At 70.1% G+C, this 25,748-nt stretch carries 27 protein-coding genes; 10 read left to right on the top strand and 17 right to left on the bottom strand.

The genetic code is table 11. The features are described from left to right. Positions 1–40: 40 nt before the first annotated feature. Positions 41–751: a MogA/MoaB family molybdenum cofactor biosynthesis protein gene (locus CNO20_RS03395; RefSeq protein ID WP_101294596.1), complete on the bottom strand. Its 711-nt coding sequence runs from the start codon at positions 749–751 to the stop codon at positions 41–43. A gap of 141 nt (positions 752–892) precedes the next feature. Between CNO20_RS03395 and CNO20_RS03400 the strand changes: the two genes are divergently transcribed. The 4 genes from CNO20_RS03400 to CNO20_RS03415 all read left to right on the top strand — a co-directional run bounded on the left by CNO20_RS03400 (position 893) and on the right by CNO20_RS03415 (position 3,790). Next, complete coding sequence (locus CNO20_RS03400; protein WP_101294597.1) at positions 893–1,138, top strand: DUF8147 domain-containing protein; 246 nt, start codon at positions 893–895, stop codon at positions 1,136–1,138. Positions 1,139–1,210: 72 nt separating this feature from the next. Further along, positions 1,211–2,251 (top strand): zinc-binding dehydrogenase, encoded by a 1,041-nt coding sequence (locus CNO20_RS03405; protein WP_101294598.1) that lies wholly within the window; start codon positions 1,211–1,213, stop codon positions 2,249–2,251. Between the two features lie 124 nt (positions 2,252–2,375). After that, on the top strand, positions 2,376–2,750 hold the full coding sequence (locus CNO20_RS03410; protein ID WP_394337240.1) for a DUF7977 family protein: 375 nt from the start codon (positions 2,376–2,378) through the stop codon (positions 2,748–2,750). Between the two features lie 125 nt (positions 2,751–2,875). Continuing rightward, positions 2,876–3,790 (top strand): alpha/beta fold hydrolase, encoded by a 915-nt coding sequence (locus CNO20_RS03415; RefSeq protein ID WP_101294599.1) that lies wholly within the window; start codon positions 2,876–2,878, stop codon positions 3,788–3,790. Positions 3,791–4,013: 223 nt separating this feature from the next. Here the strand turns inward: CNO20_RS03415 and CNO20_RS03420 are convergent, their stop codons facing one another. Further along, entirely contained in the window at positions 4,014–4,712 is a 699-nt protein-coding gene (locus CNO20_RS03420) for an SDR family NAD(P)-dependent oxidoreductase (RefSeq protein WP_101294600.1), read from the bottom strand. A 62-nt stretch (positions 4,713–4,774) separates the two neighbouring features. Between CNO20_RS03420 and CNO20_RS03425 the strand changes: the two genes are divergently transcribed. Then, entirely contained in the window at positions 4,775–5,419 is a 645-nt protein-coding gene (locus CNO20_RS03425; protein ID WP_158237360.1) for an HAD family hydrolase, read from the top strand. Between the two features lie 43 nt (positions 5,420–5,462). Here the strand turns inward: CNO20_RS03425 and CNO20_RS03430 are convergent, their stop codons facing one another. Continuing rightward, entirely contained in the window at positions 5,463–5,894 is a 432-nt protein-coding gene (locus CNO20_RS03430) for a desampylase (RefSeq protein WP_233203891.1), read from the bottom strand. Continuing rightward, the gene (locus CNO20_RS03435; protein WP_101294602.1) at positions 5,869–6,459 is read right to left on the bottom strand and encodes an NUDIX hydrolase; all 591 of its coding nucleotides are present in this window, start codon (positions 6,457–6,459) and stop codon (positions 5,869–5,871) included. The genes CNO20_RS03430 and CNO20_RS03435 overlap by 26 nt, the downstream gene beginning before the upstream one ends. Before the next feature lie 189 nt (positions 6,460–6,648). Here CNO20_RS03435 and CNO20_RS03440 point away from each other — a divergent pair, with 189 nt between their 5' ends. Next, complete coding sequence (locus tag CNO20_RS03440) at positions 6,649–7,308, top strand: PHP-associated domain-containing protein (RefSeq protein WP_101294603.1); 660 nt, start codon at positions 6,649–6,651, stop codon at positions 7,306–7,308. 61 nt (positions 7,309–7,369) lie between these two features. On the opposite strand, the gene CNO20_RS03445 is transcribed toward CNO20_RS03440, so the two are convergent. Next, complete coding sequence (locus CNO20_RS03445; RefSeq protein WP_101294604.1) at positions 7,370–8,452, bottom strand: diacylglycerol/lipid kinase family protein; 1,083 nt, start codon at positions 8,450–8,452, stop codon at positions 7,370–7,372. A gap of 94 nt (positions 8,453–8,546) precedes the next feature. Further along, positions 8,547–8,960, bottom strand: coding sequence for an Lrp/AsnC family transcriptional regulator (locus CNO20_RS03450; RefSeq protein ID WP_101294605.1), 414 nt, complete (start codon positions 8,958–8,960; stop codon positions 8,547–8,549). 99 nt (positions 8,961–9,059) lie between these two features. Here CNO20_RS03450 and carA point away from each other — a divergent pair, with 99 nt between their 5' ends. After that, positions 9,060–10,136 carry a glutamine-hydrolyzing carbamoyl-phosphate synthase small subunit gene (gene carA / locus CNO20_RS03455; RefSeq protein ID WP_101294606.1) on the top strand — a complete coding sequence of 359 codons (1,077 nt, stop codon included), beginning with the start codon at positions 9,060–9,062 and terminating at the stop codon, positions 10,134–10,136. 52 nt (positions 10,137–10,188) lie between these two features. Here carA and CNO20_RS03460 read toward each other — a convergent pair whose 3' ends face one another. Further along, a complete protein-coding gene (locus tag CNO20_RS03460) occupies positions 10,189–10,848 on the bottom strand; it encodes an LbetaH domain-containing protein (RefSeq protein WP_101294607.1) in 660 nt (219 codons plus the stop codon). A 306-nt stretch (positions 10,849–11,154) separates the two neighbouring features. Continuing rightward, entirely contained in the window at positions 11,155–12,012 is an 858-nt protein-coding gene (locus CNO20_RS03465) for a CehA/McbA family metallohydrolase (protein WP_101294608.1), read from the bottom strand. A 134-nt stretch (positions 12,013–12,146) separates the two neighbouring features. On the opposite strand from CNO20_RS03465, the gene CNO20_RS03470 reads away from it, so the two are divergent. After that, on the top strand, positions 12,147–13,892 hold the full coding sequence (locus tag CNO20_RS03470) for a Rieske (2Fe-2S) protein (protein ID WP_101294609.1): 1,746 nt from the start codon (positions 12,147–12,149) through the stop codon (positions 13,890–13,892). 64 nt (positions 13,893–13,956) lie between these two features. Here the strand turns inward: CNO20_RS03470 and CNO20_RS03475 are convergent, their stop codons facing one another. The 3 genes from CNO20_RS03475 to CNO20_RS03485 form a co-directional block, all read right to left on the bottom strand. Continuing rightward, complete coding sequence (locus CNO20_RS03475) at positions 13,957–14,319, bottom strand: hypothetical protein (protein ID WP_101294610.1); 363 nt, start codon at positions 14,317–14,319, stop codon at positions 13,957–13,959. Between the two features lie 6 nt (positions 14,320–14,325). Further along, a complete protein-coding gene (locus tag CNO20_RS03480; protein WP_101294611.1) occupies positions 14,326–14,568 on the bottom strand; it encodes an amphi-Trp domain-containing protein in 243 nt (80 codons plus the stop codon). 151 nt (positions 14,569–14,719) lie between these two features. After that, positions 14,720–15,721, bottom strand: coding sequence for a KaiC domain-containing protein (locus CNO20_RS03485; protein WP_101294612.1), 1,002 nt, complete (start codon positions 15,719–15,721; stop codon positions 14,720–14,722). Positions 15,722–15,867: 146 nt separating this feature from the next. Between CNO20_RS03485 and CNO20_RS03490 the strand changes: the two genes are divergently transcribed. Then, positions 15,868–16,689, top strand: coding sequence for an NAD(+)/NADH kinase (locus CNO20_RS03490; protein ID WP_101294613.1), 822 nt, complete (start codon positions 15,868–15,870; stop codon positions 16,687–16,689). Between the two features lie 359 nt (positions 16,690–17,048). On the opposite strand, the gene carB is transcribed toward CNO20_RS03490, so the two are convergent. The 4 genes from carB to CNO20_RS03510 all read right to left on the bottom strand — a co-directional run bounded on the left by carB (position 17,049) and on the right by CNO20_RS03510 (position 22,133). Continuing rightward, positions 17,049–20,303 carry a carbamoyl-phosphate synthase large subunit gene (carB, locus tag CNO20_RS03495; protein WP_101294614.1) on the bottom strand — a complete coding sequence of 1,085 codons (3,255 nt, stop codon included), beginning with the start codon at positions 20,301–20,303 and terminating at the stop codon, positions 17,049–17,051. A gap of 439 nt (positions 20,304–20,742) precedes the next feature. Continuing rightward, entirely contained in the window at positions 20,743–20,955 is a 213-nt protein-coding gene (locus CNO20_RS03500; protein WP_101294615.1) for a hypothetical protein, read from the bottom strand. Between the two features lie 120 nt (positions 20,956–21,075). Further along, complete coding sequence (locus CNO20_RS03505) at positions 21,076–21,609, bottom strand: DUF5815 family protein (protein WP_101294616.1); 534 nt, start codon at positions 21,607–21,609, stop codon at positions 21,076–21,078. A 182-nt stretch (positions 21,610–21,791) separates the two neighbouring features. Next, positions 21,792–22,133, bottom strand: coding sequence for a hypothetical protein (locus CNO20_RS03510; protein ID WP_233203892.1), 342 nt, complete (start codon positions 22,131–22,133; stop codon positions 21,792–21,794). Between the two features lie 178 nt (positions 22,134–22,311). On the opposite strand from CNO20_RS03510, the gene CNO20_RS03515 reads away from it, so the two are divergent. Beyond that, positions 22,312–23,628, top strand: coding sequence for an NAD(P)/FAD-dependent oxidoreductase (locus CNO20_RS03515; protein ID WP_101294617.1), 1,317 nt, complete (start codon positions 22,312–22,314; stop codon positions 23,626–23,628). 13 nt (positions 23,629–23,641) lie between these two features. On the opposite strand, the gene CNO20_RS03520 is transcribed toward CNO20_RS03515, so the two are convergent. Continuing rightward, positions 23,642–24,904: an ABC transporter permease gene (locus tag CNO20_RS03520; RefSeq protein ID WP_101294618.1), complete on the bottom strand. Its 1,263-nt coding sequence runs from the start codon at positions 24,902–24,904 to the stop codon at positions 23,642–23,644. Next, positions 24,895–25,647 carry an ABC transporter ATP-binding protein gene (locus CNO20_RS03525; RefSeq protein WP_101294619.1) on the bottom strand — a complete coding sequence of 251 codons (753 nt, stop codon included), beginning with the start codon at positions 25,645–25,647 and terminating at the stop codon, positions 24,895–24,897. Before CNO20_RS03525 ends, CNO20_RS03520 begins: the two co-directional genes overlap by 10 nt. Positions 25,648–25,748: the final 101 nt, after the last annotated feature.

The following is a 25,748-nucleotide window of genomic DNA, read 5'->3' on the forward strand; positions in this document are numbered from 1 at the left end:
CGAACCGAACGTCCGACCTCCCTCCGTCTCCTCCGCGACGTCACTCGGCTCCGTTTTCTTCTCCGTCCCCGTCCTCGTCATCGTCCCGCGCCGCCAGGCCGGCCAGGTGCGACGCCTCCTTCACGACGATCTCTTCCGCGCCTAGCCGGGCCGCGTTCTCACTGCCCGGGAGACAGAAGACGAGAACGCCGTCTGCGACGCCCGCGACGGCGCGGGTTCCGACGACCCTCGTCCCGATCTCGTCGTAGGAGAGCCGGCGGAACAGCTCCCCGAATCCCGGCAGCTCTTTTTCGAAGAGCGGTCGAACGGCCTCGACGGTCACGTCGTCCGGCGTCACGCCCGTTCCGCCGGTCGTCACCACCGCGTCCACGTCGTCCCGTCCGACGAGATTATCCACCGCCGACTGGACGCCGTCGTAGTCGTCGCGGATGAGTTCGCGGGTCACCACGTCCCCGCCGTCGGTTTCGAAGGCGGCGACGATGGCGTCGCCCGCCGGATCGTCCTTCAGCGACCGCGTCGAGGAGATCGTCACGACCGCGACGCCGAGGTCTTCGACGTCGTGGCGGTGATGTTCGTGTTCGTGTTCGTGTTCGTGTTCGTGTCCGGCGTCGCCGCCGTGTCCGTGCTCCCGCTCGTCTCCCTGCCCGCGGTCGTGGCCCTCACCCGCTTTCGCCTCCTCGTCGCTCCCGTGGTCGCCTTCCAGTTCGAACTCGTCGCGGCCGGCGAGCGGTCGCGCGTCTTCGTCGCTCATGATCCGCCGTTCGGTTCGGGGCACTAAAACGTCCCTCCCCGCGGACAGAACTGTCACCCGATCCCCCGGTCCCCCGTCCTCGTCATCACCCGCTGAGAACGACCGATACCCTATTTCTCCCCGCGCGTCAGCTAGTACGATATGAAATCCCTGTCGGCGGTCATCAGCCTCCTGGCCGGCGTCGCGTCCTCCGTCGGCGTCGGCGCCGCCCTCACCGCGCTCCTCGACCCGTACCTCTGGCCGTCTCTCCTCGTCGGGATCCCGGTGGGCGCCGTGACGGGGGCCGCGGTCGCGGTGGGGGTGTACATCGCCCTCGCGTCCAGAGACGCCGAAAAGCGTCGGGATCGGGTGACGGGCGCGGATTCCGCCGGTACTCGGAAGGCGTAGTCGTCGGGCGGATTCCGGAAATCCCGACGGTCGGGGCATACAGTTTTGTCCGCGGGTGTGCGATGCACGCGCATGAAAGCCGTCCAGTTCACGGATCACGGCGACCGCGACGTCATCACGTACGACGAGTTTCCGGACCCCGAGCCCGGACGCGACGAGGTGCTGGTGGACGTCAAGGCCGGCGCGCTGAACCACCTCGACATCTGGACGCGCAAGGGGTTACCCGGGGTGACCCTGGAGATGCCGCACGTCCCCGGGAGCGACGGCGCCGGCATTGTCGAGGCCGTGGGGGAGGACGTGAGCCGGTTCGAGCCCGGCGATCACGTCGCCGTGACCGCCGGCGTCGCCTGCGGCGAGTGCGAGTTCTGCCGCCACGGCGAGGAGTCGATGTGCGTGCGCTTCCGCATCCTCGGCGAGCACCTTCCGGGCGTCCACGCCGAGGTGGCGGCGGTGCCGGAGGACAACCTCGTGGCCGTGCCGAAGGACGTCGACTGGGAGATCGCCGGGTCGGCGTCGCTCGTCTTCCAGACCGCCTGGCGGATGCTCCTGACGCGCGGCGAACTCGCGCCGGGCGAGAAAGTGCTCGTCCTCGGCGCCTCCGGCGGCGTCGGCCACGCCGCGGTGCAGATCGCCGACTACGTCGGCGCGGAGGTGTACGCGACCGCGAGCAGCGACGAGAAGCTCGAGTACGCCGAGGCGTGCGGCGCGGACCACCTCATCAACTACGAGGCGGAGGACTTCGCCGGGGCGATCCGCGAGCTGACCGGCAAGCGCGGCGTCGACATGGTGGTCGACCACGTCGGCGCGGCGACGTGGCGCGACTCGCTGAAGAGCCTGGCGAAGGGCGGCCGGATCGTCACCTGCGGGGCGACCACGGGCGGGCGACCGGAGACGGACCTGAACCGCATCTTCTGGAACCAGCTGTCAGTCGTCGGGTCGACGATGGCGACGCCGGGGGAGGTCGACGACGTGCTCGAACTGGTGTGGGACGGCACGTTCGAGCCGCGGATCCGTGAGGTGCTCCCGATGAGCGAGACCGCCCGCGCCCACGAGATGATCGAGAACCGTGAGGGATTTGGCAAAGTGGTGGTAAGACCAGACAGTGAACTCTGAGGGCGAGCGGAGGAAGCGAAGTGACGGCGTCTCCGCGAGCGAAGCGAGCGGAGGCTCGTCGGACGAGCGGAGCGAGTTCGACGGCGTCTCCGCGAGTAGCGCGGAGCGAAGCTCCGCGGACCGTTTGAGCGGGCGAGGCCCGCGAAAAGACGAAGCGAGCGGAGGCTCGTCGGGAGCGAAGCGACCCGACGGCGTCTCCGCGAGTAGCGCGGAGCAAACTGACGGCGGGTACGTCCACCGGCCCGAGGGCTACGATGCCGACGAGCGGAGCGAACCGGAACCGACGGGGTTCGGCCGAGCCGGCTGGGCCCTCGTCGCCGTCGTCGTCCTCTCGTTCCTCGTGATCCCGGGCGTCATCTACCTCTTCCCCGGCGCGTTGTCGGAGCTGGGTCTGCCGTTCCTCGTGGCGATGCTCGTGCTGCCGATGGTCCCGGCGCTGCTGCTCGGCCTGACGGCCGTCTGGTCGATGACCGGCGCGACCCGCGGCCGGCGGCGGTAGGGTCCCGCACGCAGGCAGGTATTTACTGCGAGGCGGCGTATCGAGGTCCATGAACGCACAGTACGGCGGCTTCGGGTCGCCGCAACTCGGCTGGTCGATCCAGGGGACGTCGGCTCTCGCGTGACATGGCGGTCGACACAGACACCGACGTCGGCTACCCGTCGAACGTTCCCGGGGAGAGCGTCTACGTCGAGACGAACGGCGTCAGACTCCACACGGTGCAGGCGGGGCCGAACGACGGCCCGCTCGTCGTGCTCCTCCACGGCTTTCCCGAGTTCTGGTACGCGTGGCACGACCAGATCCGACCGCTCGCGAACGCCGGCTTCCGCGTCGTCGTCCCCGACCAGCGGGGGTACAACCTGAGCGACAAGCCGTCGAGCGTGTCGGCGTACCGCATCGACGAACTCGCCGCCGACGTGGTCGGCCTGATCGACGCGACGGGCCGCGAGAAGGCGTTCGTCGTCGGGCACGACTGGGGCGCCGCCGTCGGGTGGTGGGTCGCCCTGCACCACCCGGGACACGTGGAGAAGTTCTGCGCCGTGAACGTCCCCCACCCGTCGGTGTTCCGGCGGACCCTCAGGCGGAGCTGGAGTCAGCGGCTGCGAAGCTGGTACGTGGCCTTCTTCCAGCTTCCGGTGCTCCCGGAGGCGACCTCGCGGTTCCACGACTGGGAGCTGATCGTGCGGACGATGCGAGAGTCGAGCGAGCCCGGAACCTTCTCCGAGGTCGACTTCGAGCGCTACCGCGAGGCGTGGAGCAGGCCGGGAGCGTTCACCGCGATGGTGAACTGGTACCGCGCGATCGTGCGCAACCGACCCCGTCCGCGGCGCAGACGGGTCCGGGTACCGACGCTCGTCATCTGGGGGGCGAGGGATCAGTTCCTCAAGAAGTCGATGGCGCGGCCGAGCGTGAACCTGTGCGACGACGGTCGGCTGGCGATGCTCGACGCGAGCCACTGGGTCCAACACGAGGAGCCGGTGAAGGTGGCGAACCTGCTCCTCGACTTCTTCTCGGAGCGGGGGAATCACCGAGCGGAGTAACTCGATCGGCCATCGGCTTCGTCCGCACCCCGATGCGATGTGCGGCGAGTGCGAACGGACGGCTCCGGCGCCGAACGCGGAACGGGTCGCCGTGCTCCCGCGGGCCGTTCCGCGGCTGTCTCTCAGAGCATGGCACCAACTGGCCCCGTTTTGGCATATTAATCTCAGGACGTCGCGGAGGTCAAAGGGGAGCGGCGGCCTGCAACGGCTCGCGCGGACCGGCTCACCACCCGATGACTTCCCGGTCGCGCCAGAACCGCCCCGCCGGACTTCCGGGCCTGAACCGGCAGAGCCACGCCGGCGTCTCCGCCCCCTTCTCGACGGGGCGGCTCGCGTCCCCGCCGCCCATGTCCGTCCGCACCCACCCCGGGCAGACCGAGTTGGCGATCAGGCCGCGCTCGCCGTACTCGCCGTGGAGGTAGGCGGTCAGCCCGTTCAGCCCGGTCTTCGAAACCCGGTAGGCCGGGGACCTGCCGCTCTGTGGTTCGGTGATCGCGCCCATGCCGGAGGAAACGTTGACGACGCGTCCGCCCTCCCGCTGGAGCAGGAGGGGGAGCGCGTGCTTGCAGAGCAGCATCGGGCCGCGGAGGTTGACCGCGAGCGTCCGGTCGATGCGTTCCGTCGGTTCGCCGACGAGCGAGTCGCCGAACTCGCCCACTCCCGCGTTGTTCACCAGCACGTCCAGCCGGCCCGCCTCCTCGAAGATGCCGTCGACCGCGGCCTCGATGTCGCCCTCCTGGGTCACGTCCAGAAGGACCGACCGCTGGTCGCCGGGCACCTCGTGTGAAACGCTCCGAACGCCGGCGTACACCGTCGCGCCGAGGTCCGCCAGTCGGGCGGCGATCTCCCTCCCGATCCCCCGGTTCGCGCCGGTGACGAGCGCGACCTGTCCGTCGAGCGAATCGTACAGTTCGGGTTGCATCGCGTGCGAATTACCGGCACGCGGCAATAGGCCTTATCTACGGCCGGCCCGATCGTGATGGCGTGGCAACTGTTTACGTCGATCTCGACGGCACGCTCGTCCGGTACGAGCGCTCCTACGGGGAGATCTTCGCCGCGACCTGCGAGTCGCTCGGCGTCGCCGTCGGCGGGGACGGCGTCGACTACTACACGGAGTCCTTCTTCGAGCGCTTCCTCTCGTTCGCCGACGACCCGTACCGCGAAGCGGCCGCCGACCTCTGTTCGGCGTACGACCTCGACGTCGACGGCGGAACCTTCGCCGACGCGTACCTCGAACGCGAAATCGCGGCCTCGACGGTCGCCTCCGGCGCGAAGGCGGCGCTCTCGGCGCTGGCCGCGGATCACGCCCTCGGCGTGCTCTCGAACGGCGTCGGGGAGGTACAGCGCGCGAAGCTGGCGGCCCACGGCCTCGAACCCCTGTTCGACGAGATCCTCGTCTCGCACGAGTTCGGGGCGATGAAGCCGGATCCGGCGATCTTCGCGGCCGCGAAGGAGCGACTGCCGGCCGAGCGGTACGTCTACGTCGGCGACGACCCCGACGACGACATCGAGCCGGCGCGGGCGGCCGGCTTCCTGCCGGTACAGGTGACGGACGGCGACGACCCCGACCCGGGGGCCGCCCTCCACGTCTCCCCCGACGAGTTCTTCCGCGTCGCCGAACTCGTCTGAGCGCGTCCGGGCGGGCGCTTCCGGCCGTCCCTGCCACACCCGATCACTCGACGGCGATCGGCAGCGGATCGAACGCCTCGCCCGTCCAGCGCCACGCCCGAACCTCGTCCGTTCGGGGCGCGACGATGAGGTAGACGTACCCGTTCCACGTCGCCCGATCGCGGTCCGTCTCGCTCGGAACCGGCGGGCTCTCGGGATGGGAGTGGTAGAACCCGACGACGTCCAGTCCCGCCGCTTCGGCGTCCTCGATCGCGGCGAGCGCCTCCGCCGGATCGAGTTCGTACTCCGTCCGCGGATTCGCCGCGACGTTCGGGACGCGCCGGCAGTCGGTCGCGCGGTCTGCGCCGTCCCGCTCACGGGCCCGCGCGCCGACGAGAACGCCGCACACCTCCCGCGGACCGTCGCGGAGCCCCTGGCGGGCGTGACGGAGCAGGGCCCCGCGGACCCCGTCAGCGAGCGTCAGCTCGGAAGTCACGGCGCATGGCGATCTCGAACCACGGGCAGAGCCGCAGCTGCCGGTACCACCGGGGGTGGTCGTGGAGGTGCTCGTAGTCCACCCAGAGCAGCCCGCCGATCTCGTCCTCGTCGGGGTCGAGGGAGACGTCGTCCAGTGTCACCTTGAGCACGGCGCAGACCTCCCACTCGACGCCCTCATTCGGGTAGTAGCGCTTGTACTCGAACCGGTCCGTCACCCGGAGGTCGTCGTACTGGTCGGGCGTGACGCCGAGTTCCTCTTCGAGGCGCTTTCGGGTCGCCTCCTCCTGCGTCTGTCCCTGACTCGGGTGGGAGGCGACGGTGCCGTCCCAGTAGGTGTCCCAGAGGCGCTTTTTCGGGCTGCGCTGGGCGAGGAGCAGCCGCCCGCCGCCGTCGAAGACGAGGCAGGTGAACGCCCGGTGCCGGACGCCGTCGCCGGTGTGGGCTTCGAGTCGGTTCACGAGCCCCTGCTCGTTGTCGTCCCCGTCGACGGCGATGACGTTCTGTCGGGCGTTCCTGTGGACCTCGGCCTCCTCTCCGGACGCCGGAACCTCGTTCGCGCTCATGGCGGAGTCATTGCGCACGGGGGTGAAGGGTTCTTCGATGCGGGCGGCGATTCCGCGCCGCGTCAGTCGACCAACGGGACGGCGGCTGACTCGCTTCGCGTCGGTCGATTGGCGGCGCGGCGACCGAAACGGCCCCGCTTCGGCGTCGAGAGGGGGAAGAGCAAAGGGTCGCCCCCCGGTTGTTCGACTGTGTACGCTGTCGACCTCCACACCCACAGCCGTTTCTTCCACGGATGGCGCGGCCGACCGACGCGGTACGACCCGATCGGGCTGCGCCTGCACGCGCTGGTCGCCCGGCTCCGCGGCCTCGACGGCTTCGCCGTGACGAACCACGACTACGCGTACTCCGCCGAGATCGGCACGCCGACGGTCCCGGGCGTCGAGGTGTCGACGACCGAGGGACACGTGGTCGTGGTCGGGCCGGACCCGCCGAGCCGGACGGAGGCGGGCGGCCTCACGCCGGTCGAGACGGTGTCGCTCGCGCACGAGCGGGGGTGCGCGGCGATCCTCGCCCACCCGTACCGCAACAGCGCGGCGCGGAACTCCGACGCCGAGTTCGACGCCGTGGAGTTGAACGGGAAGAACCCCGACCACGTCGCGCGGACGCGGCGGCTCGCCGAGCGGCTCGGCCTCCCGCTCGTCGGCGGCAGCGACGCGCACTATCCGATCGAAGTCGGCCGGGCGTACACCCGGATCGACGCCGACGACCTCTCGCCCGCCTCCGTGGTCGAGGCGATCCGCGGCGGCCGGATCGAACCGGTCGTCAAGCTCGGCCCCGCCGACCGCGTCCTCGCGAAGGCGTACAACCGCATCCACACGGCCAAAGGGTGGATGGACACCGGCGAGTGAGGTCGGCGCGCGCTTGCGCCGGCTTGCGCTCGTCCGCGCCGCGCTGACGCTATTCCGCGTCCTACTCCGGGTGCGGCTCGTACGATTCCCCGACGCAAACGTCGAGGCCGCCCGCCCGCGTTTCCGCGGCGAGGCGGTCGGCGGCGATCATCTCGCCGTCGAGGCTGAACCGGATCGGCTCGTCGCCGAGCACGTCGAGCGAGAGTTCGGGCGCCTTCAGCCGGGTGATGTGCTCCGTCTCGCCGCCGAACAGGCGCTGGACCGCCGCCTGCCCGGCGAGATCGACGGCGGGCCGGTCCTCGATGATCGTCACGTCGAAGAGCCCGTCTTCCATGTCCGCCTGCGTCCGCCCCTCGGCCGGGAACCGCCGGCCGTTTCCGACGAGGACGCACAGCGCCTCCCCGTGCCACGCCTCTCCTTCCCACCCGCCCCGAGCGTCGTCGTACCCGCTCTCGCTCTCGCCGTCGTCGCGGGGGGCTCCGCCCTCCCGCGGTACCGAGGCCGACTCGAGGTCGACGCCGAGGCGCACGGCGTCGAAGTCGGCGAGGGTCCGAAGCGTGGTCAGAACGTACGCCACGACGCCGAACCGGCTCTTCGACTCCGCCTCCGTCGCGCCGCTCGCTTCGGCGGTCAGCCCGCCCACGCAGGAGTTGACGAACGGGCGTTCGGTCGTTCCCTCGTCCGTCGTCGCGCTGACGCGCCCCACGTCGATCCGGCGGCGGCGGCCGGACTCCATGACCTCGAAGGCGTGTTCGATCCCCTCGACGCCGACGTTCCCGGCGAAGTTGTTGCCGGTCCCCGCCGGCACGACGCCGAGCGTCACGTCTCCGAGCCCGCCCGCGCGGTCGACGCCGCGGACGACCTCGTTGATCGTCCCGTCGCCCCCGCAGGCCGCCACGAACTCGGCACCGTCCTCGACGGCCTCGGCCGCGAGGCGGACGCCGTCGCGCTCCTCGTCCGTCTCGCGGACGGAAAAGCCGTGGTCGGCCGCGAGATCGCGGACCGTCGCGGCGTGGTCCGCGCTCCCGCTGATCGGGTTCAAGACGAGCACCCGGTCGCCGCGGGCGGGACGGCCGCCGTCAGCCGCGGCTCGGAGGGTGCGACCGCCGGAAGAAGGGCCGTCCGGCCGGGGGTCTCGTCGCATGGCGCGTGCTACTCCCGCCGACGAGATAGGTTTGGCGGGCGAACCGACGGACGGGACGACAGGTGCCCGCGGTGGTGGGCGGATCCGCGGTCGGTCAGCCGAGCCGCTCGTCGAGGATCAGCCGCGTCTTGGTGCTCTTCACCTCCTCCAGCTCGCGCGCCTGCGTGATGAGATCGTTCACCGCGCGCGTGTCGGCGGCGTCGACGACGAGCACGATGTCCTCCTCGCCCGACACCTGCCAGGCGAAGTCGACCTCCTCCCACTCTGCCATCCGATCCGACACCGCCGCGGTGTTCACGTCGACCGCGACGGACACCTCGATCATCGCCTTGACGTTGCCCGTCCGGGTCGCGACGGTGAACCGCTCGATGACGCCCTCGGTCGTCATCCGCTCGACTCGATTCCTGACCGTCCCCTCCGAGGTGCCGACGCGCTCTGCGATCTCCGTGTAGGGCGTTCGCGCGTCGCGTCGGAGGATGCTGAGGATCCGCCGGTCGAGGTCGTCCATGTGCACGGGGATGCGTCTCGTGCAGCTTAGGGATTACGAAATTCGTAATCTGATTTCGAAAGTAAGGCTTATACGCCCGGGTTTCGTGTGTTTCTCGTAATGTCGGACGCCTACATCGCCCTGGCGGACGGCCGCGTCGTCGAGGCGCGTGGCCGCGTTCCGGGGCGGACGCGTGGCGAACTGGTGTTCACAACGGCCTACACGGGCTACGAAGAGAGCCTGACCGACCCCTCCTACGAGGAGCAGGTCCTCACCTTCTCGTACCCGCTCATCGGGAACTACGGCGTCCGAGACGAGCGATTCGAATCCGACCGGATCCACCCGCGCGCGGCCGTCGCCCGCGAGTTCACCGACGAGGTCGTCGAGTGGCTCGCCGACGAGGGCGTGCCGGCGATCGATCACATCGACACGCGCGCGCTCGTGACCGCGATCCGCGAGGAGGGCGCCATGCGCTGCGGGATCGCCGTCGGCCCCGACGCCACTCCCGAAGCCGCACGCGAAGAGCTGGAACAGTGCAAGGAGATGAGCGAGCACGCGGACATCGGGGCGCAGGTGAGCGTGACCGAACCCGAGGTCCACCCGGGCGGGGGGGACGCCACCGTCGCGCTCGTCGACTGCGGCGCGAAGGGTTCGATCGTCACGTCGCTCGTCGAACGCGGCGCCGACGTCCACGTCCTCCCGTACGACGCGAGCGTCGAGGACGTCGAGTCGGTAGACCCGGACGTGCTCTTCGTCTCGAACGGGCCGGGCGACCCGGCGAACTTCGAGGCGGCCGCGGCGCTCGTCGAGCGCTTCGTCGGCGAGGTGCCGCTCGCGGGCATCTGCCTCGGCCAGCAGGTGATCGCCCGCGCGCTCGGCGGCGAGACGGAGAAGATGGCGTTCGGCCACCGCGGGGTCAACCAGCCCGTCCGCGATCTCGACACCGGCCGCGTGATCATGACCACGCAGAACCACGGCTACACGGTCGCCGACCCCGGACCGAAGCTCGACGTGACGCAGGTGAACGTCAACGACGACACCGCCGAGGGGCTGGCGAACGACGAGCTCCGGGTCATCACCCGGCAGTACCACCCCGAGGCGAACCCCGGACCGCACGACTCGCTCGACTTCTTCGACGACGTGCTGGCGATGGCGGGGAAGGGCAGCGAAAAGCCCCCCGCGGTCGCCTCGGACTGAAAACCGACGCCGACCGGCTCCCGACCCTCCCCCTCCTCCGACCGACTGCCGCTCAGGGAGCGTGCGCGTCGAGGAACGCTTCGAGGTCCCGGAAGTCGTCCAGCCGCTCCCGGAGCGCGTCGCGGTCCCAGTCCCACCACTCGGTGGCCTCGATCCGGGCGGCGACCTCGTCGGGGAACCGCCGCCCCACCGGCTCGGCCGGGACGCCGGCGACGATCGCGTACGGCTCCACGTCGTCGACGACGACGGCGCCCGCGCCGACAACCGCGCCGTTGCCGACGGTCACGTCCGGGAGGACGGTCGCGCCGTGGCCGATCCAGGCGTCGTGGCCCACCTCGACCGGCTGGTCGGCCCGCCACTCGAAGACCGACTCGTCGTCCTCGCCGAGGCCGTACATCTCGCAGCGGTAGGTGAAGTGATGGGCCGTCGGCCGGTCGATCGGATGGTTCGTCGGCCCGAGTCGGGCGTCCGACGCGACGTTTCCGAACTTCCCTACCGCCGCGTAATCGAGCTGGACGCGCTCCATCAGGTACGTGTAATCGCCGATCTCCGAGGCGTGCAGCCGGGAGCCGGATCGGATCTCGGTCCAGTCACCGAGGGAGCTCTCCGTGATCTGTACGCCCTCGTGGATCGTCGGCTCGGGAGACAGGCGCTCGACGCGCGGACCGCCGCGGGATCGGACGTACTTCGAATCGCGTGCGTTCTCCGACATCGCGCCAGCTTGGCGAAGCGGCGGAATAACCCTTGGCTACGGAGAGTTCGGAGGCGCACGCCCCGCCGCTCGATCCCGTCCGGCCCGTCGATTCGAGGCCGGACGCGCGCGACCGACGCGGTCGGCGAAGGGACCCGTCGCGTCGCGTCCGGAGTCGTACGTACGCCGCGAGTATCCACCCCTCGCGGCGTACTGCCCGCTCCGCCTCGGGGGCGACGGCGGCAGTTCGGTCGAAGCGAACCCCGACGGCACCGCCGGGCAGTCGCCGCGACGGCGGGCGGCAACCGCGGTCGTGAGGGGATCAGATCACCGCGACAGCGGCGAGAGGTTGTAGAGCGCTCGCGCGCCGCGCGCCGCGCCGAGCACGGCGTAGCGACCGCCGAGAAGCGCGCCGGTCTTGGCGACCTTCCCGCCCAGGAGCGCCCCGGTCTTCGCCACCTTTCCGCTGCGGAGCGCGCCGACTTTCGCGTAGTAGCCGCTCGTCCGCGCCGCGCCGATGGCGTAGTGGCGCGCGGAGACCGGGATCGGCGTCCGCCGCCCCCGGATGAGGGTTTCGCCGTCGCGGATCGCGCCGAGGATCAGCTCCGCGTCGAGGTCCGCGCGGGTCGCGCCGTCGATGGTGATCTCGGTGTACGCCCGTCCGACCAGCGGGACGCTGTGGGCGTCGCTGGCGGCCACGCCCGGGTAGCCGTGCGCGTCTGCGAAGCGGCGGGCGCGCCGGTTCTTGTACCCCGTGAAGAGCCAGGAGTTGTACACCTCGATCGCGTCGACGCAGCCGCCGTCGCAGCCGACGAGGTGGCGCTTTCTGATCCCGTGGCGGCTCCGCTGGAACGGATGGGGGACGATGGCGACGCCGCCGCGCTCGCGCACCCAGGCCGCGGTCTCGTCGACGGGTCTGCGCCGCGGCGGCATCTCCTCGACCCCGATCGCGAGAAGGTGCCCGTGGGCGGTCGTCACCTCGACGCCCGGAATCCCGACGAGCCCGTACAGCGGGGCGAGTTCCGCCGCGCGGAGGGACTCGTCGATCACGTCGTGATCGGTGATGACGACGGCGTCGAGCCCGATTTCGGCCGCCTGCTCCAGCACGAGTTCGACTGGCGCGCTGGCGTCGTAGGACGCCTCCGAGTGGACGTGGGGATCGATTCGGACGGTGAGTTCGGACACGGTCGCCCGTTGTACGGGCGCGAGGGGCAAAAGCGTATTCACCGACGGAATGACCCGACGTCGGGAATGATAATCCGGTTTACAGAAATTCGCTCCAGAGAACGGTTTTACCCCGTCCCGCGCTACCCTGCGTCATGAGCGAACCCGCCACCAACTTCGTCGAGGCGGTCCCGGAGGCCGAGTTGCGAGCCGAGGGACGGAAGCTTCTCGCGATCGACGGCCGCTCCGTCGCGCTGTTCCACCACGAGGGCGAGATCCACGCCGTCGACAACCGGTGCCCGCACATGGGCTTTCCGCTGACCGAGGGGACCGTCGAGGAGGGGATCCTCACCTGCCACTGGCACCACGCGCGGTTCGAACTCTCCTGCGGGAGCACGTTCGACCCCTGGGCCGACGACGTGCCGAGTTACCCCGTCGAAGTCCGCGACGGGACGGTGTACGTCGATCCGACCCCCCGGCGCGACGACCCGCCCGCGGTCCACTGGGCCGAGCGGCTGGAGGACGGCCTCGAAGGGAACCTCCGGCTGGTGATCGCGAAGTCCGCCATCGGGCTCGTCGACGCCGGCGTCGCCCCCGAGACGCAGGTGGAGACCGGCGTGCTGTTCGGGACGCGCTACCGCGAGGGCGGCTGGGGTCCGGGACTGACCATCCTGACCGCGATGGCGAACGTCCTGCCGACGCTGCGCGAGGAGGACCGAAAGCGTGCGCTGTACCAGGGGCTCGTCCACGTCGCGCGCGACTGCGCCGACCAGCCGCCGAAGTTCGACCAGGAGCCGTTCGACGCCCGCGATCTCCCCTTCTCCCGGCTCAAAGCGTGGTTCCGGGACACGATCGAGGTGCGGGACGCCGACGGGGCGGAGCGGTGTCTCCGCACCGCCGTCGCCGCCGGGTGCTCGCAGGCCGAACTGGCGGAGCTCCTCGTCGCCGCCGCGACGGACCACCGCTACCTCGACGCCGGTCACGCGATGGACTTCGTCAACAAGGCGTGCGAGGCGCTCGACCACGTCGGCTGGGAGCGCGCGGATCACGTCCTCCCGAGCCTGGTCCGGGGGCTCGCCACCGCGGCGCGCAGCGAGGAGCGCTCCTCGTGGCGGCAGCCGGTCGACCTCGCGGCGATGCTCGCCGAGACGTTCGACCGGCTCGACGACCTGGTGGCGGCGGGCGCGGGACGGACGTGGACCGAACCCGAGTCGTTCGCCGAGACGCTCCTGAGCGACGACCCCGAGGCGATCGTCGGCGCGCTGGAGGGGGCGATCCGCGAGGGGGCGACGATAGAGGAGCTGGCGTCGTCGGTCGCGCTCGCGGCCGCCACCCGCGTCGCGCGGTTCTCGACGAGCAACGAGTTCTCGGACTGGAACACCGTCCACCACACGTTCACGTACGCGAACGCGGTCCACCGGCTGAGTCAGCGGACGAACGCGACCGAGCTGTACCGCGGCGTGTTCGACGGGGCCGTCAACGTCTACCTCGACCGCTTCCTGAACACCCCGCCCGCGCCGCTCCCGGGGCGCGGCGACGCGGACGCCGACCCGGAGGCGCTGCTCTCAGATCTGATGGAGACGTTCGACGAGGAGGGCGAGGTGAACGCCGCGGGCGCGCTGGCGGCGCACTACCTCGACGCCGGCGGCGACCCGGCGGCGCTGAGAGAGCGGCTCGGGGAGGCGCTGTTGCGCGAGGACGCGGGCTTCCACACGTACCAGGCGCTCGAAGCCGGGTTCGCGCAGTACGACGGGCGCGACGACGCCGACGAAAAACGGACGCTGCTGGTCGCGGTCGCGCGGTACCTCGCGGCGCACTCGCCGACGCGCCGCGAGCGGGAGCAGACGTTCACCATCGCGGCGCGCCTCCAGCGCGGAGAGCGGATCTACGAGGGCGAGTAGCCCGCCGTCCGCGACGGCGGGCGGTTCGGCGCTTCGGCGGTCCGCCGGTCGCTTCTCGTCCGCGTCACGCCCCGGGTACGCCGAGCGCGCCGAGCGAGACGATGTTGAGCACCGCGAGCACGTACAGGGCGACGACCGCCACGATCCAGGCCACGAAGCCGATGGCCGCCGCGGAGCCCCAGCCGCCGGGGTACTGCAGGTTGATGACGCTGATCCAGGCGATGAGCATGAGCAGCGGCCCGAGCAGCGGGATCCACCCCACGAAGAAGCTCAGGACGCCCCACACGATCGCGCCGACGAGCGCGGTTATCACCGCCCGGACGAACCCGACGTCGCTGTCGATGACGAGCTTCGCGCCGACGTGGATGGCGAGCGCGCCGACGAGTAGGCTGATGACGAAGATCAGGATTGTGTCTACGAGTGCCATGGTGGATCACTCCGTGGATTTCCAGGACGCGTCCAGTTCGATCGATTCCTTGTCCCCGCGCAGGATCGACGAGCGCTCGACGACCTCGACCTCGGCCGTGATCTCGCCCGGCGGGTGCAGCGTCACCGACTTGTTGTCGACCGAGACGGTCACCTCACCCTCACCGTCGAACCCGTCGGCCAACATCCGCAGGTAGTCGGCGAACTCCTCGCGGCTCATCGTCCGTTTCGTCTCGGTTTTGTCCGCCATACCGTAATGTAGGTGCGATTCCATGATAAATTTGCGGGCCAAAATGATAGGAAAAGAATGTCCGGAAACCGCACATTCGCCGACTGTGATACGAACGCCCCCGACGCGTCGGCACCGCGCCGCGAGGCGCGCGAAGCGAGAAACGGCCGGGTCAGAAGATGTTGGCCTGCCGGTAGACGCTGATCCCCGTCGCGGTGATCTCGTAGGGCTTCGTCTCGCGGGAGTGGTTTGCGTCGCGGATCTTCTGAATCTCCACAGCCAGCCTCGTCTCGCGGAAGTCCGACGGCCGGACGTACTGGAGGACGAACACGGCGTCGGCGAGGTACTCGACGATGCCGTGCCTGGAGGCGTAGGGGTTGTCCTCGCTCGCCTCGGAGGTGAGCATCGTCGTCACCCCGGCCTCCTTGAGCGCGCGGGCGAAGTCGAACACCTCGCTGCGGCGCTTCGAGGGGTGGTCGTACATCATCTCCAGGAGGGAGACGGAGTCGAGCACGAGGCGGTCGGCCCCGAACTCGTCGATGAGCCGCGGGAGGTCGTTTCGAATGCTCGCCAGGCTGTTCGCCATCTCGACCGGGTCGAGCGCGACGACCGCGAGGCGCGCTTCGTCCTCGAAGCGCCGGAAGGGCCACCCCTTCTCCTCCGCCGTCGCCAGGATGGCCTCGCGGCTCTCCTCTAAGGTGATGTAGACGCCCCTTCCGTCGTTCCGGAGCGCCTCGTGGAGGAACTGCAGGCCGACCGTCGTCTTCCCGGTGCCGGCGCTGCCGATGGCGACCATCAGCGACCGCTTCGGGACGCCGCCGAGGATCATCTCGTCGAGCCCCTCGATCCCGATCTCGATCCGCTCGATGTCCGATTCGAACTCCTCGTCGTCGAACGGTCCGCCGCCGAACGAGTCCGCGCCGTCGTCGCCGAAGGCGGCGAAGCCGAAGTCGTCCCCCGCGTCGAAACCGCCGAAGCCGTCCCCGCGGTCGCCGACTCCGGCGCGCTCGGGCGCGTTCTCGAACCCGCCGGCGAAGTCCTGCAAGTCCGGCGACGCCTCGTCCGGCGCGCCGGGCGACGCCTCGCCGTCCCGTCGATCCGCCTCGCCGTCCCGCCGATCCGCCTCCCTCGCCTCACGGAGGGCCCGCTCGAACCAGTCCTCGTCGTCGCTCATCGGGCACTCACCTCCCCGTGCCACCACCGGCGTATCATCGGACGGACAGTGGCGGCCGGGTGTCATGAATGTTGCCCGCGCCGCGCGGCTCGACGGCCCGCGGTCGGTACGGAGGGCTTTTGGCGGCCGGCGGTCAACCGCGTCGCATGAACGTCGGCATCGTCGCACAGCGGGGCAACCGTCGGGCGGCGCGCCTCGCCAGCGATCTCCGATCCCGGCTCCGGGAAGCGGACGCGTCGGTCAGCCTCGACGAGGCGACGGCGGAGGCGCTCGACGCCGAAGGTTCTCCCGTGTCTCGGTTCGCCGAGTGCGACCTCGTCGTCAGCATCGGGGGCGACGGCACGTTCCTGTTCGCCGCCCGGGGCGCGCAGGACACGCCGATCCTCGGGGTGAACCTCGGGGAGGTCGGCTTCCTGAACGCGGTCTCGCCCGAGGACGCCATCGGGGCGGTCCTCGCCGAGGTCGAGGCGTTCCGCGCCGGCGACTTCGAGGTCCGGGAGGTCCCCCGGATCGCCGCGCGGGGCGACGGCTGGTGGGGGGAACCCGCCGCGAACGAGATCGTCGTACAGGGCCCGCGGCGGGGGCGCGGCGGGGGCGCGCGCGTCGAGGTCCGGGTCGACGGCTCGCTGTACTCCGAGTCGGACGCCGACGGCGTGCTCGTGGCGACGCCGACGGGGAGCACCGCGTACAACCTGAGCGAGTACGGGCCGCTCGTCCACCCGCAGATAGAGGGGCTCGTCGTCAACGAGATGTGCGCCGACGACGGGATGCCCCCGATCGTCGTCCCGCCCGACAGCGAGGTGACGGTGGCGGTGACGGGGGCGGAGCGGGCGGTCGTCGTCAGCGACGGCCGGATCTCGCGGGAGCTCGCGCCGCCCGCCGAGGTCCGCATCGCGACCTCCGGACCGCCGATGCGGCTCGCCGGCCCGCAGTCGGACTTCTTTCAGGCGCTTGAGAAATTGGACTGATCTCCCGCGACGAGTATGCGGAAAACGGCGACGAGGACGAAGCGCCGGGCCGGCGTCGTCGCCGTTCGACCCGCCCGGCCGAGCGATCCGTCTCCTCGGTCGCTCGGACCGGCGCGTCAAAACGCCAGGCGGAACCGTCGAAGGCTGCGATATCGTGGGTGACCAGGTCACCAATCCCCCGACGACGATTCTCGACCTGTGAGTGTGTGTATGGTTGCCACGGAGATAATCGTATCGCCCCGTCGTCGAGCGACCCCGTTCCGCGGCGCGCCCCCGGTTCGTCGGCCGAGAGCGCGAACGGGGCGGTGCGACGCGCCCGCTCCCCGCAGCCGCCGACCGTTACTCCCTCGCTCGGCGGGCTACTTCCCCCACTCGGCGACGCGCTTCGGCCGGTCCGAGACCGCCTGCACGTCGATGGGGTCGTCCGCGGCGCGGATGCCCTCGAGCGCCGCCTTCGCGCTGGCCTCCGTCGAGAAGTACGTCACCTCCTCCTCGACGGCGACTTCGAGCGCCGCGCGGTCGCGGGAGACGATGAGGTCGATCTCGCCGGCGCGGATCGCCTCGCGGAAGGCCTCCGGATCGTCGAACGAGACGAGTTCGAAGTGCTCGGCGAACCCCTCCGCGAGTTCGCGGCCGGCCGCCGAGTCGGGGTCCGGGAACTCGTCGTCCGAGAGATCGACCACGGCGGTCCCGGTCGTCGGGATCGGCTTGCCCGTCGCGGCCTGCGCCTTCTCGTAGGCCTTTCCGAACGTCGAGGCCGTTCCCATCACCTCGCCGGTCGATTTCATCTCCGGGCCGAGCCGCGGGTCGGAGCCCGGCAGGCGGTCGAACGGGAGGACGACCTCCTTCACGCTCACCTGCTCCGGGATCCGCTCCGCCGCTTCGAGTTCGTCCAGCGACGCGCCCGCCATCACCTTCGCCGCGAGCTTCGCGATGGGCACGCCCGTCGCCTTCGAGACGTACGGGACGGTGCGCGACGAGCGGGGGTTGGCTTCGAGCACGTACACCTCGCTGCTCGCTTCCGAGGCGCTCTGCGCCTCCCCTTCGCGCTCCTTCACCGCCAGTTGGACGTTCAGCAGACCGACCGTCTCCAGCTCCCGGGCGATGTCCTCCGTCACCTCGCGGACGCGGGCCATCGTCTCGTCGTCGAGCGACCGCGGCGGAATCATGCACGCGGAGTCGCCCGAGTGGACGCCCGCGCTCTCGACGTGCTCCATCACGCCGCCGATCAGGACGCGCTCGCCGTCGGACACGGCGTCGACGTCGAGCTCGACGGCCCCGTCGAGGAACTGGTCGACGAGGATGGGCTTGTCGGGGCTCACGCGGACGGCCTCCTCGATGTACTCCGCCAGCTCGTCGTCGTCGTGGACGACCCGCATCGCGCGCCCGCCGAGGACGTAGCTCGGGCGGACGAGCACGGGGTAGCCGAGGTCGCGCGCGAGGTCGAGCGCCTCCGCCTCGCTCGTCGCGGTGCCGCCCTCCGGCTGGGCGATCCCGAGGCCGTCCATGAGCGCGTTGAACCGGTCGCGGTCCTCCGCGAGGTCCATCGCCTCGACGCTCGTCCCGAGGATCCGACAGTCGAGGCCGCGGCGCTCCAGTTCCGCTTCGAGGGGCTCGCCGACGTTCACGGAGGTCTGCCCGCCGAACTGGACCATCACGCCGTCCGCGCCCGTCGCCTCGACGACGTCGGCGATCTCCTCGGCCGTGATCGGCTCGAAGAACAGCCCGTCTGAGGTGTCGTAGTCCGTCGAGACCGTCTCGGGGTTGTTGTTCACGACGTGGGCGTCGACGCCGGCCTCGCGGAGCGCGCGCACCGCGTGGACGGCGCAGTAGTCGAACTCGACGCCCTGCCCGATGCGGATCGGGCCGCCGCCGACCACGACGACGCTCTCGACGTCGGTGTCGACCCGAACCTCGTTCAGCGGCTCGTCGTTCAGGTACTCGGGCTGGCGGGCCGAGTAGTAGTACGGCGTCGACGCCTCGAACTCCCCGGCGCAGGTGTCGACCTGCTTGAACGTCCGCTCGGGGACGGACATCTCGACCTCGTCCACCGACGCCCCCGCCGTCGCAGCGACCTCTGCGTTCGTGAAGCCCGCGGTCGCCGCGGGCTCGAAGTCCCCCTCGGCGGCCGCGGCGGAGGCTTCGGCGATGCGTCCGTACCGCTCGACGTACCACGTCTCGATCCCGGTCAGCTCCGCGACCTCCTCGACCGTGTAGCCGCGCTCGAACGCCTCGAACATCGCGTACGGGCGGTCGGGCGTTGGCGTTTCGAGGTACTCGGCTTCGAGCGCCTCGTCGCTCACTTCCGCCCAGTCGACGCTCGGCTCGTACTCCGAGGAGCGTAGCGCCTTCAGCAGCGACTCCTCGAAGGTGCGGCCGATCGCCATCGCCTCGCCGGTCGACTTCATCGCCGTCCCGAGCGCGAAGTCGACGTCGTCGAACTTGTCCTTGGGCCAGCGCGGCACCTTCGTCACGACGTAGTCGATCGCCGGCTCGAAGGCCGCGGTCGTCTGGCCGGTGATCTCGTTTTCTATCTCGTGGAGGCGCTTGCCGAGCGCGACCTTCGCCGTGACGCGCGCGATCGGGTACCCCGTCGCCTTCGAGGCGAGTGCCGACGACCGCGAGACGCGCGGGTTCACCTCGACGACGCGGTACTCGCCGGACGGCGTGCCGTCGTCGCGCCAGGCGAACTGAATGTTACAGCCGCCCTGGATGCCCAGCTCGCGGATGACTTCGAGCGCCGCCGAGCGCATCTCCTGGTGGCCGTCGTCCGGGATGACCTGCGAGGGCGTGACGACCGTCGACTCGCCGGTGTGGATGCCCATCGGGTCGATGTTCTCCATGTTGCAGATGATGATGCACGAGTCGTCGGCGTCGCGCATCACCTCGTACTCCAGTTCGACCCAGCCGGCGATCGACTCGGTGACGAGAACCTCGCCGTTCCGCGAGAGCCGCAGCCCCTTGCGGACGCGCTCGACGAGCTCGTCCATGTCGTCGACGACGCCGGAGCCGGAGCCGCCCAGCGTGTACGTCGTGCGGGCGATAACCGGGAGGCCGCCGACCGCCTCGACCGCGGCCTCGACGCGCTCCCTGAGCGCGCCCGCGTCGAAGTCCGTCACCGACTCGCCCTCGTCCAGCGAGATCGTCGTCGACCGGGGCATCGGCTGGCCGATGTCCTTCATCCGCTGGCGGAAAAGGTCGCGGTCCTCGGTCGCGTAGATGGTGTCCAGCGGCGTTCCCATGATCTCGACGTCGTACTCGTCGAGGACGCCCTCCTCCGCGAGTTCGGCCGTGACGTTGAGCCCGGTCTGGCCGCCTAGCCCCGCGATGACGCCGTCCGGGCGCTCCTTCCGGATGATCTCGGCGATGGCCTCGGTCGTGATCGGCTCGATGTACACCCGGTCTGCCATCTCCGGGTCGGTCATGATGGTCGCGGGGTTGGAGTTGACGAGGACGACTCGGGCCCCCTCCTCCTGTAGCGCGCGGCAGGCCTGCGCGCCGGAGTAGTCGAACTCCGCGGCTTGCCCGATCTGGATGGGTCCGCTGCCGATGAGCAGTATCGTCCGGTTCTCGGACTCCGCCCGAGAGTCAGTCGAAGTCGCCTCGTCGGTCATTGTTCCCTCGAAGTCCGCACATCGTAATAAGTCCGGCGAAAAATTACGATGGGCGTAGAACGATTTCGAATTTCGTAAATACTGCGAACCGTGGCGGAGCTGACGGCCGTACGGACCGGCCGTAGGCTCCGCGGTGACGGGCGACGCTGCCTCCTCGGGCGGTGAACCGCCGATCCGGCGGCTCGTCGAAAGATCCCGGTAGTCGCTGCCGGGTGACCGCGCCGCCGGCCGCGTGCCGCACCGAACGGGAATCGCGTCTCCGTCTCGGGAACGAAAAGCGGCGTGCGACGGACGCGCCACGGTCGGCTCCCGGAACCCTCCGGGCGAGGAGTCTCCGAAGCCGTCCGTCGGTTACGGCGCGGCCGGCGTACCTGTTCGAGACTCGCTGTCGTCCGGATACGTCGACCGGTTCGATCGGATCGATCAGCCCGGCCGAGCGTCACCGGGCGAGTTCGTACCGGTACGGTCGGTCGGGGATCACCACGACCCGGCCGCGCTCAGCCCACCGGCCGAGTATCGTGGCGACGCGGTGCGGGCTGTCGAGCGTCTCGTGCCCTTCGAGCGACGAGAGGATCTCGCTCGCGGTCAGCGGCTCCTCCGCCTCGGAGAGCACGCCCCGAAGCGGTTCGAATTCCCCCGTGCGAACGCGCATGTGGACCGCGATGCGATCGACCGACTTAACCCTCAGTGTGACGGGCGTCCGACAAAACGGGGATCGCCGCCGTCGCGCTTCGGGGGCCCTTCGGGGACGATTCGCGGTCGTTCGGTCGGCTCAGACGAACACGTCCTCCTCGCCCAGGTCGCGCTCGGCGCGGTACTGTTCGACGAACGCCGACACGTCGAACTCGAGCATCTGCGCTTCGAACTCGGAGATCGCGGCCTCGTCGTCGGCGTGGCTGACGGCGTGTTCCATCAGTTCGACGACGAGTTCGACGATGATCTCGTGGAGGCGGCGGGAGTCGAAGTCGGTCACCCACAGGAGGGCGTAGCCGATCTCCTGGTCGTCGGTCACGTCCTCGCTCACGACCTTCTCGGGGAACTCCTCGAGGACGATACCCATGAGGTGGGGCGTGCCGAACTCCGGCATCTCCTCGCTCGTCGTCTCGATCGCCTCCCGCAGGATCTCGACCAGGAACTCGGGGAGAAAGCGGTCGGGCGGGTGGACGTCGGTGACGACGGCGTGGGTCCCACCGCAGGCGCAGTCGAACTCCCGCATCCCCATGTCGATGTCCCTCACGCGCTTCGTCTCGCCGCAGGGGAGTTCGAGTTCCTCCCCCCGTCCTCCGGGGACGCGCGGTTGTGCCATACCGGTGGTTGCCGTTTGGGGCGGTTAAAACTCGCGCTCCGCGCCCGGTTTCCGCCACGTTCGGCCCGTCCTTCGAACCGAGGCCGGACCGACCTCGATTCGGCCTCGATTCGGCCTCGATCCGGCCTCGGTTCGGCTCGGCGTTCCGACGCCGGGGTGCGGCGGTCGTCCGTTCCTCCGACTCACTCCTCCCGGTCGTCTCCCTCCGACTCCGATTCGTCCGCGCCCGTCGGCTCCGACTCGCCCTCGTTCTCCTCGTCGTTCTCCTCCGCCTCGCTCCCGTTCGCTTCCTCGCCTTCGTCGGTCTCCTCGCTCGCGTCCTCGTAGTCGCTCAGCTCGCTGTCTTCCCCGTCCGACTCCGTCCCGCCCGCTCGTTCGACCTCGACCTCTACTTCGATCTCCAGCCCGTCGACCGAGAGCTCCGCCTCGGCGGTCTCGACGTCGCCGACCTCGATCTCCAGTTCGTCCTCGTCCACCTCGACTTCGACCTCCACGTCGACCGAAAGCTCCTCTTTCTCGGACATGCGGACGAACCTACGACGGCGCAACCTAAAAACGAGCGGGCGGGTGACGGTCGGAGTGGACTACTCCGCTTCTGCTCCGGGAGCGGTCTCTGACTCCTTACCGCCGCGCCGCGCTCTTCAGTCTTCGGGCGGCCGGCGACCCACAAGCGACATAAACGGACGTGCCGGAGGGACAGTCATGATCAGTGTCGTGGGCGGCGGCATCGCGGGACTCGCGGCCGCCTATCGCCTTCAGCGGCGGGGATACGACGTGCAGGTGTTCGAGGCGTCGGACGAGGTCGGCGGGCTCGCCGCGGTGTACGAGACGGCGGGCGACCCGATCGAGAAGTTCTACCACCACCTCTCGAAGTCCGAGCGGACCATCGTCGAACTCGCGGAGGACCTCGGCGTGGGCGACCGCCTCGAATGGCTCGTCGGCAAGAACGCCTACTACGTCGACGGGGTGGTCCACCCCCTCGACACGCCCTGGGAGATCCTCGCGTACCCCCACATGAGCGTCTACGACAAGTTCCGCCTGGGGATGCTCACGATGGAGATCGACGTCCGCGGCGGGATCCCGCAGTTCGACACCTACGACGACCTCGCCGCGTTCGAGGACGTGCCCATCAGGGACTTCCTGATCGAGCACACGACGCGGGGCGTCTACGAGAACTTCTTCGAGCCGCTGCTCGACGCGAAGTTCGGCTCACGGAAGGACGACGTGAGCGCCGCGTGGCTGCTCGGCCGCATCAAGTTCCGCGGCGAGCGCGACCTGCTCCGGGGCGAGATCCTCGGCTACTTCGAGGGCGGGTTCGCCCCGCTCGTCGACGCGCTGGTCGACGCGGTCGGCGAGGAGAACATCTCCACGGGCGCGCGCGTGACGGGTCTCGATCTCGACGGCGGCGCGGTCGACGCGATCACCGTCGAGACCGACGACGGCGAGGCGGCCTGGAGCACGGACGCGGCGGTCGTCGCCGCGATGCCGAACGTGCTGGAGGAGCTGACGGGGTACGACTGCGAGATCGACTTCCAGGGGGCCGTCTGCGCGGTCGTGACGATGGACGAACCGCTGACGGACACGTACTGGCTGAACATCGCCCACGACGCCCCCTTCGGCGCGCTCATCGAGCACACGAACTTCGTGCCGCCCGAGCGCTACGGCGGCGACCACCTCCTGTACGTCGCCAGCTACATCCAGGACTACGAGGAGGACAACTGGCGGATGGACGACGACGAACTGGAGGACGCGTGGCTCGACCACGTCGAGGAGATGTTCCCGGCGTTCGACCGCGACGCCGTCTCGGCGTTCCGCGTCGCCCGCAACCCCCGCGCCGCGCCGGTCTACGAGCGCGGCTACCTCGACATGATCGTCCCGTACGACCTCGCGGACGAGGTCGCGGAGGGGGTCTACTACGCCGGAATGGCGAGCCGAGCGCAGTATCCGGAGCGGAGCCTGAACGGCGGCATCGTCGCCGGCTACGAGTGCGCCGACCGGATCGCCGAAAAGCGGAACTGAGACCATTCCCCGGCTATTCGTGCCGAAGCGCTTCTATCGGATCCGTCCGCGCCGCGCTCCACGCCGGGTAGAGTCCGGACGCGATCCCGACGAGCAGGCCGACGACCACCGCGACGACGAACCAGATCGGCCGAACTTCGAGCGGGAGCCCGATGACGGCGGTGGCCAGCGCGCCGCTCGCCAGCCCCACCACGGATCCGATCGCGGAGCCGAGGAGACCCAGCAGGATCGCCTCTAGCAGGAACAGCTGGATGATGTCGCGCCGCCGGGCCCCGATCGCCTTCATGACACCGATCTCGCGGGTCCGCTCCGTGACGCTGACGAGGATGATGTTCGCGATGCCGATCGCGCCGACGACGAGCGAGATGACGGCGACGCCGGTGATGTAGGCGGTGAACGTCGCGCTGATCCGCTCGATCTGGTCGACGATCTGCTCGTGGGTCAGCACCTCGAACTGGTTCCCCTGCGCTTTGAGCACGCGCGCGTCGGACCGCTGGGTGAGGTACGAGTACACCCGCCCCTGGACCGCCTCGATCCGCTCCACGTCGTCGACCCTGACGAGCACCTGCGCGTACACGCGCTGTTCGGACCGGGTCGAGGGGGCGATCACGGTCCGCTCGTAGTAGGGGTCGGCGGGCGCGTAGATCGCCGGCCTGTCGTCCCCGACGAGCGACTGGACCCGACCGGACCGGTCGGGGCTCTTCGCGATGCCGACGACGGTCGCGTTCAGCTCCTCCCCGGAGCCGGCCCGGGTGAACGTGATCTCGTCGCCCACGGAGACGTTCCCCCGGAACATCCGGGCGGCCTGCTGGTTCACCACGACCTCCCGCTGGCCCGACCGGAACGTGCGCCCCGCGACGATCGTCTGGTCGTTCACGCCGAAGTACCCCGGCGTCGTCACCGTCACGAACTGCCGGCCGACGGTGTCGTCCCCGTGTGCGACGCCCGCGGTCGCGAACCCGCCGACCGGAACGGCGTTCTCGACCCCGTCGATCCGGCGGATGCGGTCGACGTCGCGGTCGGTGAACACCGCCTGTCCCCGCGAGGGGAGGACGCCGATCTCGCCTTCGGTCTGCGACTCGGCGGAGACGTACATCACGTCCGTGGTGTCGCCCGCGAGCGTCTGGACGATGTCCGCCTGGAGGCTCGCCCCGAGCGTGACGAACGCGATGACGGCGGCGACGCCGATGATCACGCCCAGCGTCGTGAGCGCCGAGCGGAGCTTGTGGTCGGTGATGCTCCGCCAGCTCATCCGCAGCGCCTCGATTACGTCCATCGGTCGTTCGCCGAGGCGGTTCGTCGGCCCCCCAGTTCTTCGACGGACTCGACCGTGCCGTCGAGCACGTGGACGATCCGCTCCGCGCGCTCGGCGACGGTCCGCTCGTGGGTGACGAGGAGAACCGTGTTGCCGGCCGCGTGGACCCGGTCGAGCAGATCCAGGATCTGTCCGCTCGTCTCGCTGTCGAGGCTCCCGGTCGGCTCGTCGGCGAGGACGATCGTCGGGCGGTTGACGAGCGCCCGCGCGACGGCGACGCGCTGGCGCTGCCCGCCGGAGAGCTCGGTCGGCCGGTGGTCCATCCGGTCTTCGAGCCCGACCCGTTCGAGCAGCTCCGCGGCCCGGTCGCGCCGCTCCTCGCGCGCGACGCCCCGAAACACCAGCGGCAGCGCCACGTTTTCGAGCGACGACAGGCGCGGCAGCAGGTTGAACGTCTGGAACACGAAGCCGATCTTCTCCCCGCGGACGGTCGCCCGCTCGTCCTCGGAGAGCGTCGTCACGTCGCGCCCGTCGATCTCGACGATCCCGGCCGTGGGCGCGTCGAGACAGCCGATGAGGTTGAGGAGCGTGCTCTTGCCCGAGCCGCTCGGCCCCATGATCGCCGTGTAGGACCCCTCGGCGAGGGTCAGCGACAGGTCGTCGAGCACGGGCACGGGCTGGCCCAGCTCGTACACCTTGTACACGCCCGTGAGCGATACCACGGCCTCCGCCCGGGCGTCCTCCGACGGCGTTCCGTCCCCCATGTCCGTTCGAAGGCGACAGGGGGCCAAATAGTTACAGGCGGAACCGAGATCCGGCGACGGGGCGCGACGGGCGACCTCGCCCTCGCGGTCGTCGTTCGACT

The sequence above is a fragment of the Halegenticoccus soli genome (assembly GCF_002844195.1).
GTDB lineage: Archaea > Halobacteriota > Halobacteria > Halobacteriales > Haloferacaceae > Halegenticoccus > Halegenticoccus soli.

Bases quoted from the DNA above. Each gene is read 5' to 3' on its own strand.
- CNO20_RS03395 (WP_101294596.1), bottom strand. From the start codon at position 751: ATGAGCGACGAAGACGCGCGACCGCTCGCCGGCCGCGACGAGTTCGAA.
- CNO20_RS03400 (WP_101294597.1), top strand. From the start codon at position 893: ATGAAATCCCTGTCGGCGGTCATCAGCCTCCTGGCCGGCGTCGCGTCC.
- CNO20_RS03405 (WP_101294598.1), top strand. From the start codon at position 1,211: ATGAAAGCCGTCCAGTTCACGGATCACGGCGACCGCGACGTCATCACG.
- CNO20_RS03415 (WP_101294599.1), top strand. From the start codon at position 2,876: ATGGCGGTCGACACAGACACCGACGTCGGCTACCCGTCGAACGTTCCC.
- CNO20_RS03420 (WP_101294600.1), bottom strand. From the start codon at position 4,712: ATGCAACCCGAACTGTACGATTCGCTCGACGGACAGGTCGCGCTCGTC.
- CNO20_RS03435 (WP_101294602.1), bottom strand. From the start codon at position 6,459: ATGAGCGCGAACGAGGTTCCGGCGTCCGGAGAGGAGGCCGAGGTCCAC.
- CNO20_RS03445 (WP_101294604.1), bottom strand. From the start codon at position 8,452: ATGCGACGAGACCCCCGGCCGGACGGCCCTTCTTCCGGCGGTCGCACC.
- CNO20_RS03450 (WP_101294605.1), bottom strand. From the start codon at position 8,960: ATGGACGACCTCGACCGGCGGATCCTCAGCATCCTCCGACGCGACGCG.
- carA (WP_101294606.1), top strand. From the start codon at position 9,060: ATGTCGGACGCCTACATCGCCCTGGCGGACGGCCGCGTCGTCGAGGCG.
- CNO20_RS03460 (WP_101294607.1), bottom strand. From the start codon at position 10,848: ATGTCGGAGAACGCACGCGATTCGAAGTACGTCCGATCCCGCGGCGGT.
- CNO20_RS03470 (WP_101294609.1), top strand. From the start codon at position 12,147: ATGAGCGAACCCGCCACCAACTTCGTCGAGGCGGTCCCGGAGGCCGAG.
- CNO20_RS03475 (WP_101294610.1), bottom strand. From the start codon at position 14,319: ATGGCACTCGTAGACACAATCCTGATCTTCGTCATCAGCCTACTCGTC.
- CNO20_RS03480 (WP_101294611.1), bottom strand. From the start codon at position 14,568: ATGGCGGACAAAACCGAGACGAAACGGACGATGAGCCGCGAGGAGTTC.
- CNO20_RS03485 (WP_101294612.1), bottom strand. From the start codon at position 15,721: ATGAGCGACGACGAGGACTGGTTCGAGCGGGCCCTCCGTGAGGCGAGG.
- CNO20_RS03490 (WP_101294613.1), top strand. From the start codon at position 15,868: ATGAACGTCGGCATCGTCGCACAGCGGGGCAACCGTCGGGCGGCGCGC.
- carB (WP_101294614.1), bottom strand. From the start codon at position 20,303: ATGACCGACGAGGCGACTTCGACTGACTCTCGGGCGGAGTCCGAGAAC.
- CNO20_RS03500 (WP_101294615.1), bottom strand. From the start codon at position 20,955: ATGCGCGTTCGCACGGGGGAATTCGAACCGCTTCGGGGCGTGCTCTCC.
- CNO20_RS03505 (WP_101294616.1), bottom strand. From the start codon at position 21,609: ATGGCACAACCGCGCGTCCCCGGAGGACGGGGGGAGGAACTCGAACTC.
- CNO20_RS03510 (WP_233203892.1), bottom strand. From the start codon at position 22,133: ATGTCCGAGAAAGAGGAGCTTTCGGTCGACGTGGAGGTCGAAGTCGAG.
- CNO20_RS03515 (WP_101294617.1), top strand. From the start codon at position 22,312: ATGATCAGTGTCGTGGGCGGCGGCATCGCGGGACTCGCGGCCGCCTAT.
- CNO20_RS03520 (WP_101294618.1), bottom strand. From the start codon at position 24,904: ATGGACGTAATCGAGGCGCTGCGGATGAGCTGGCGGAGCATCACCGAC.
- CNO20_RS03525 (WP_101294619.1), bottom strand. From the start codon at position 25,647: ATGGGGGACGGAACGCCGTCGGAGGACGCCCGGGCGGAGGCCGTGGTA.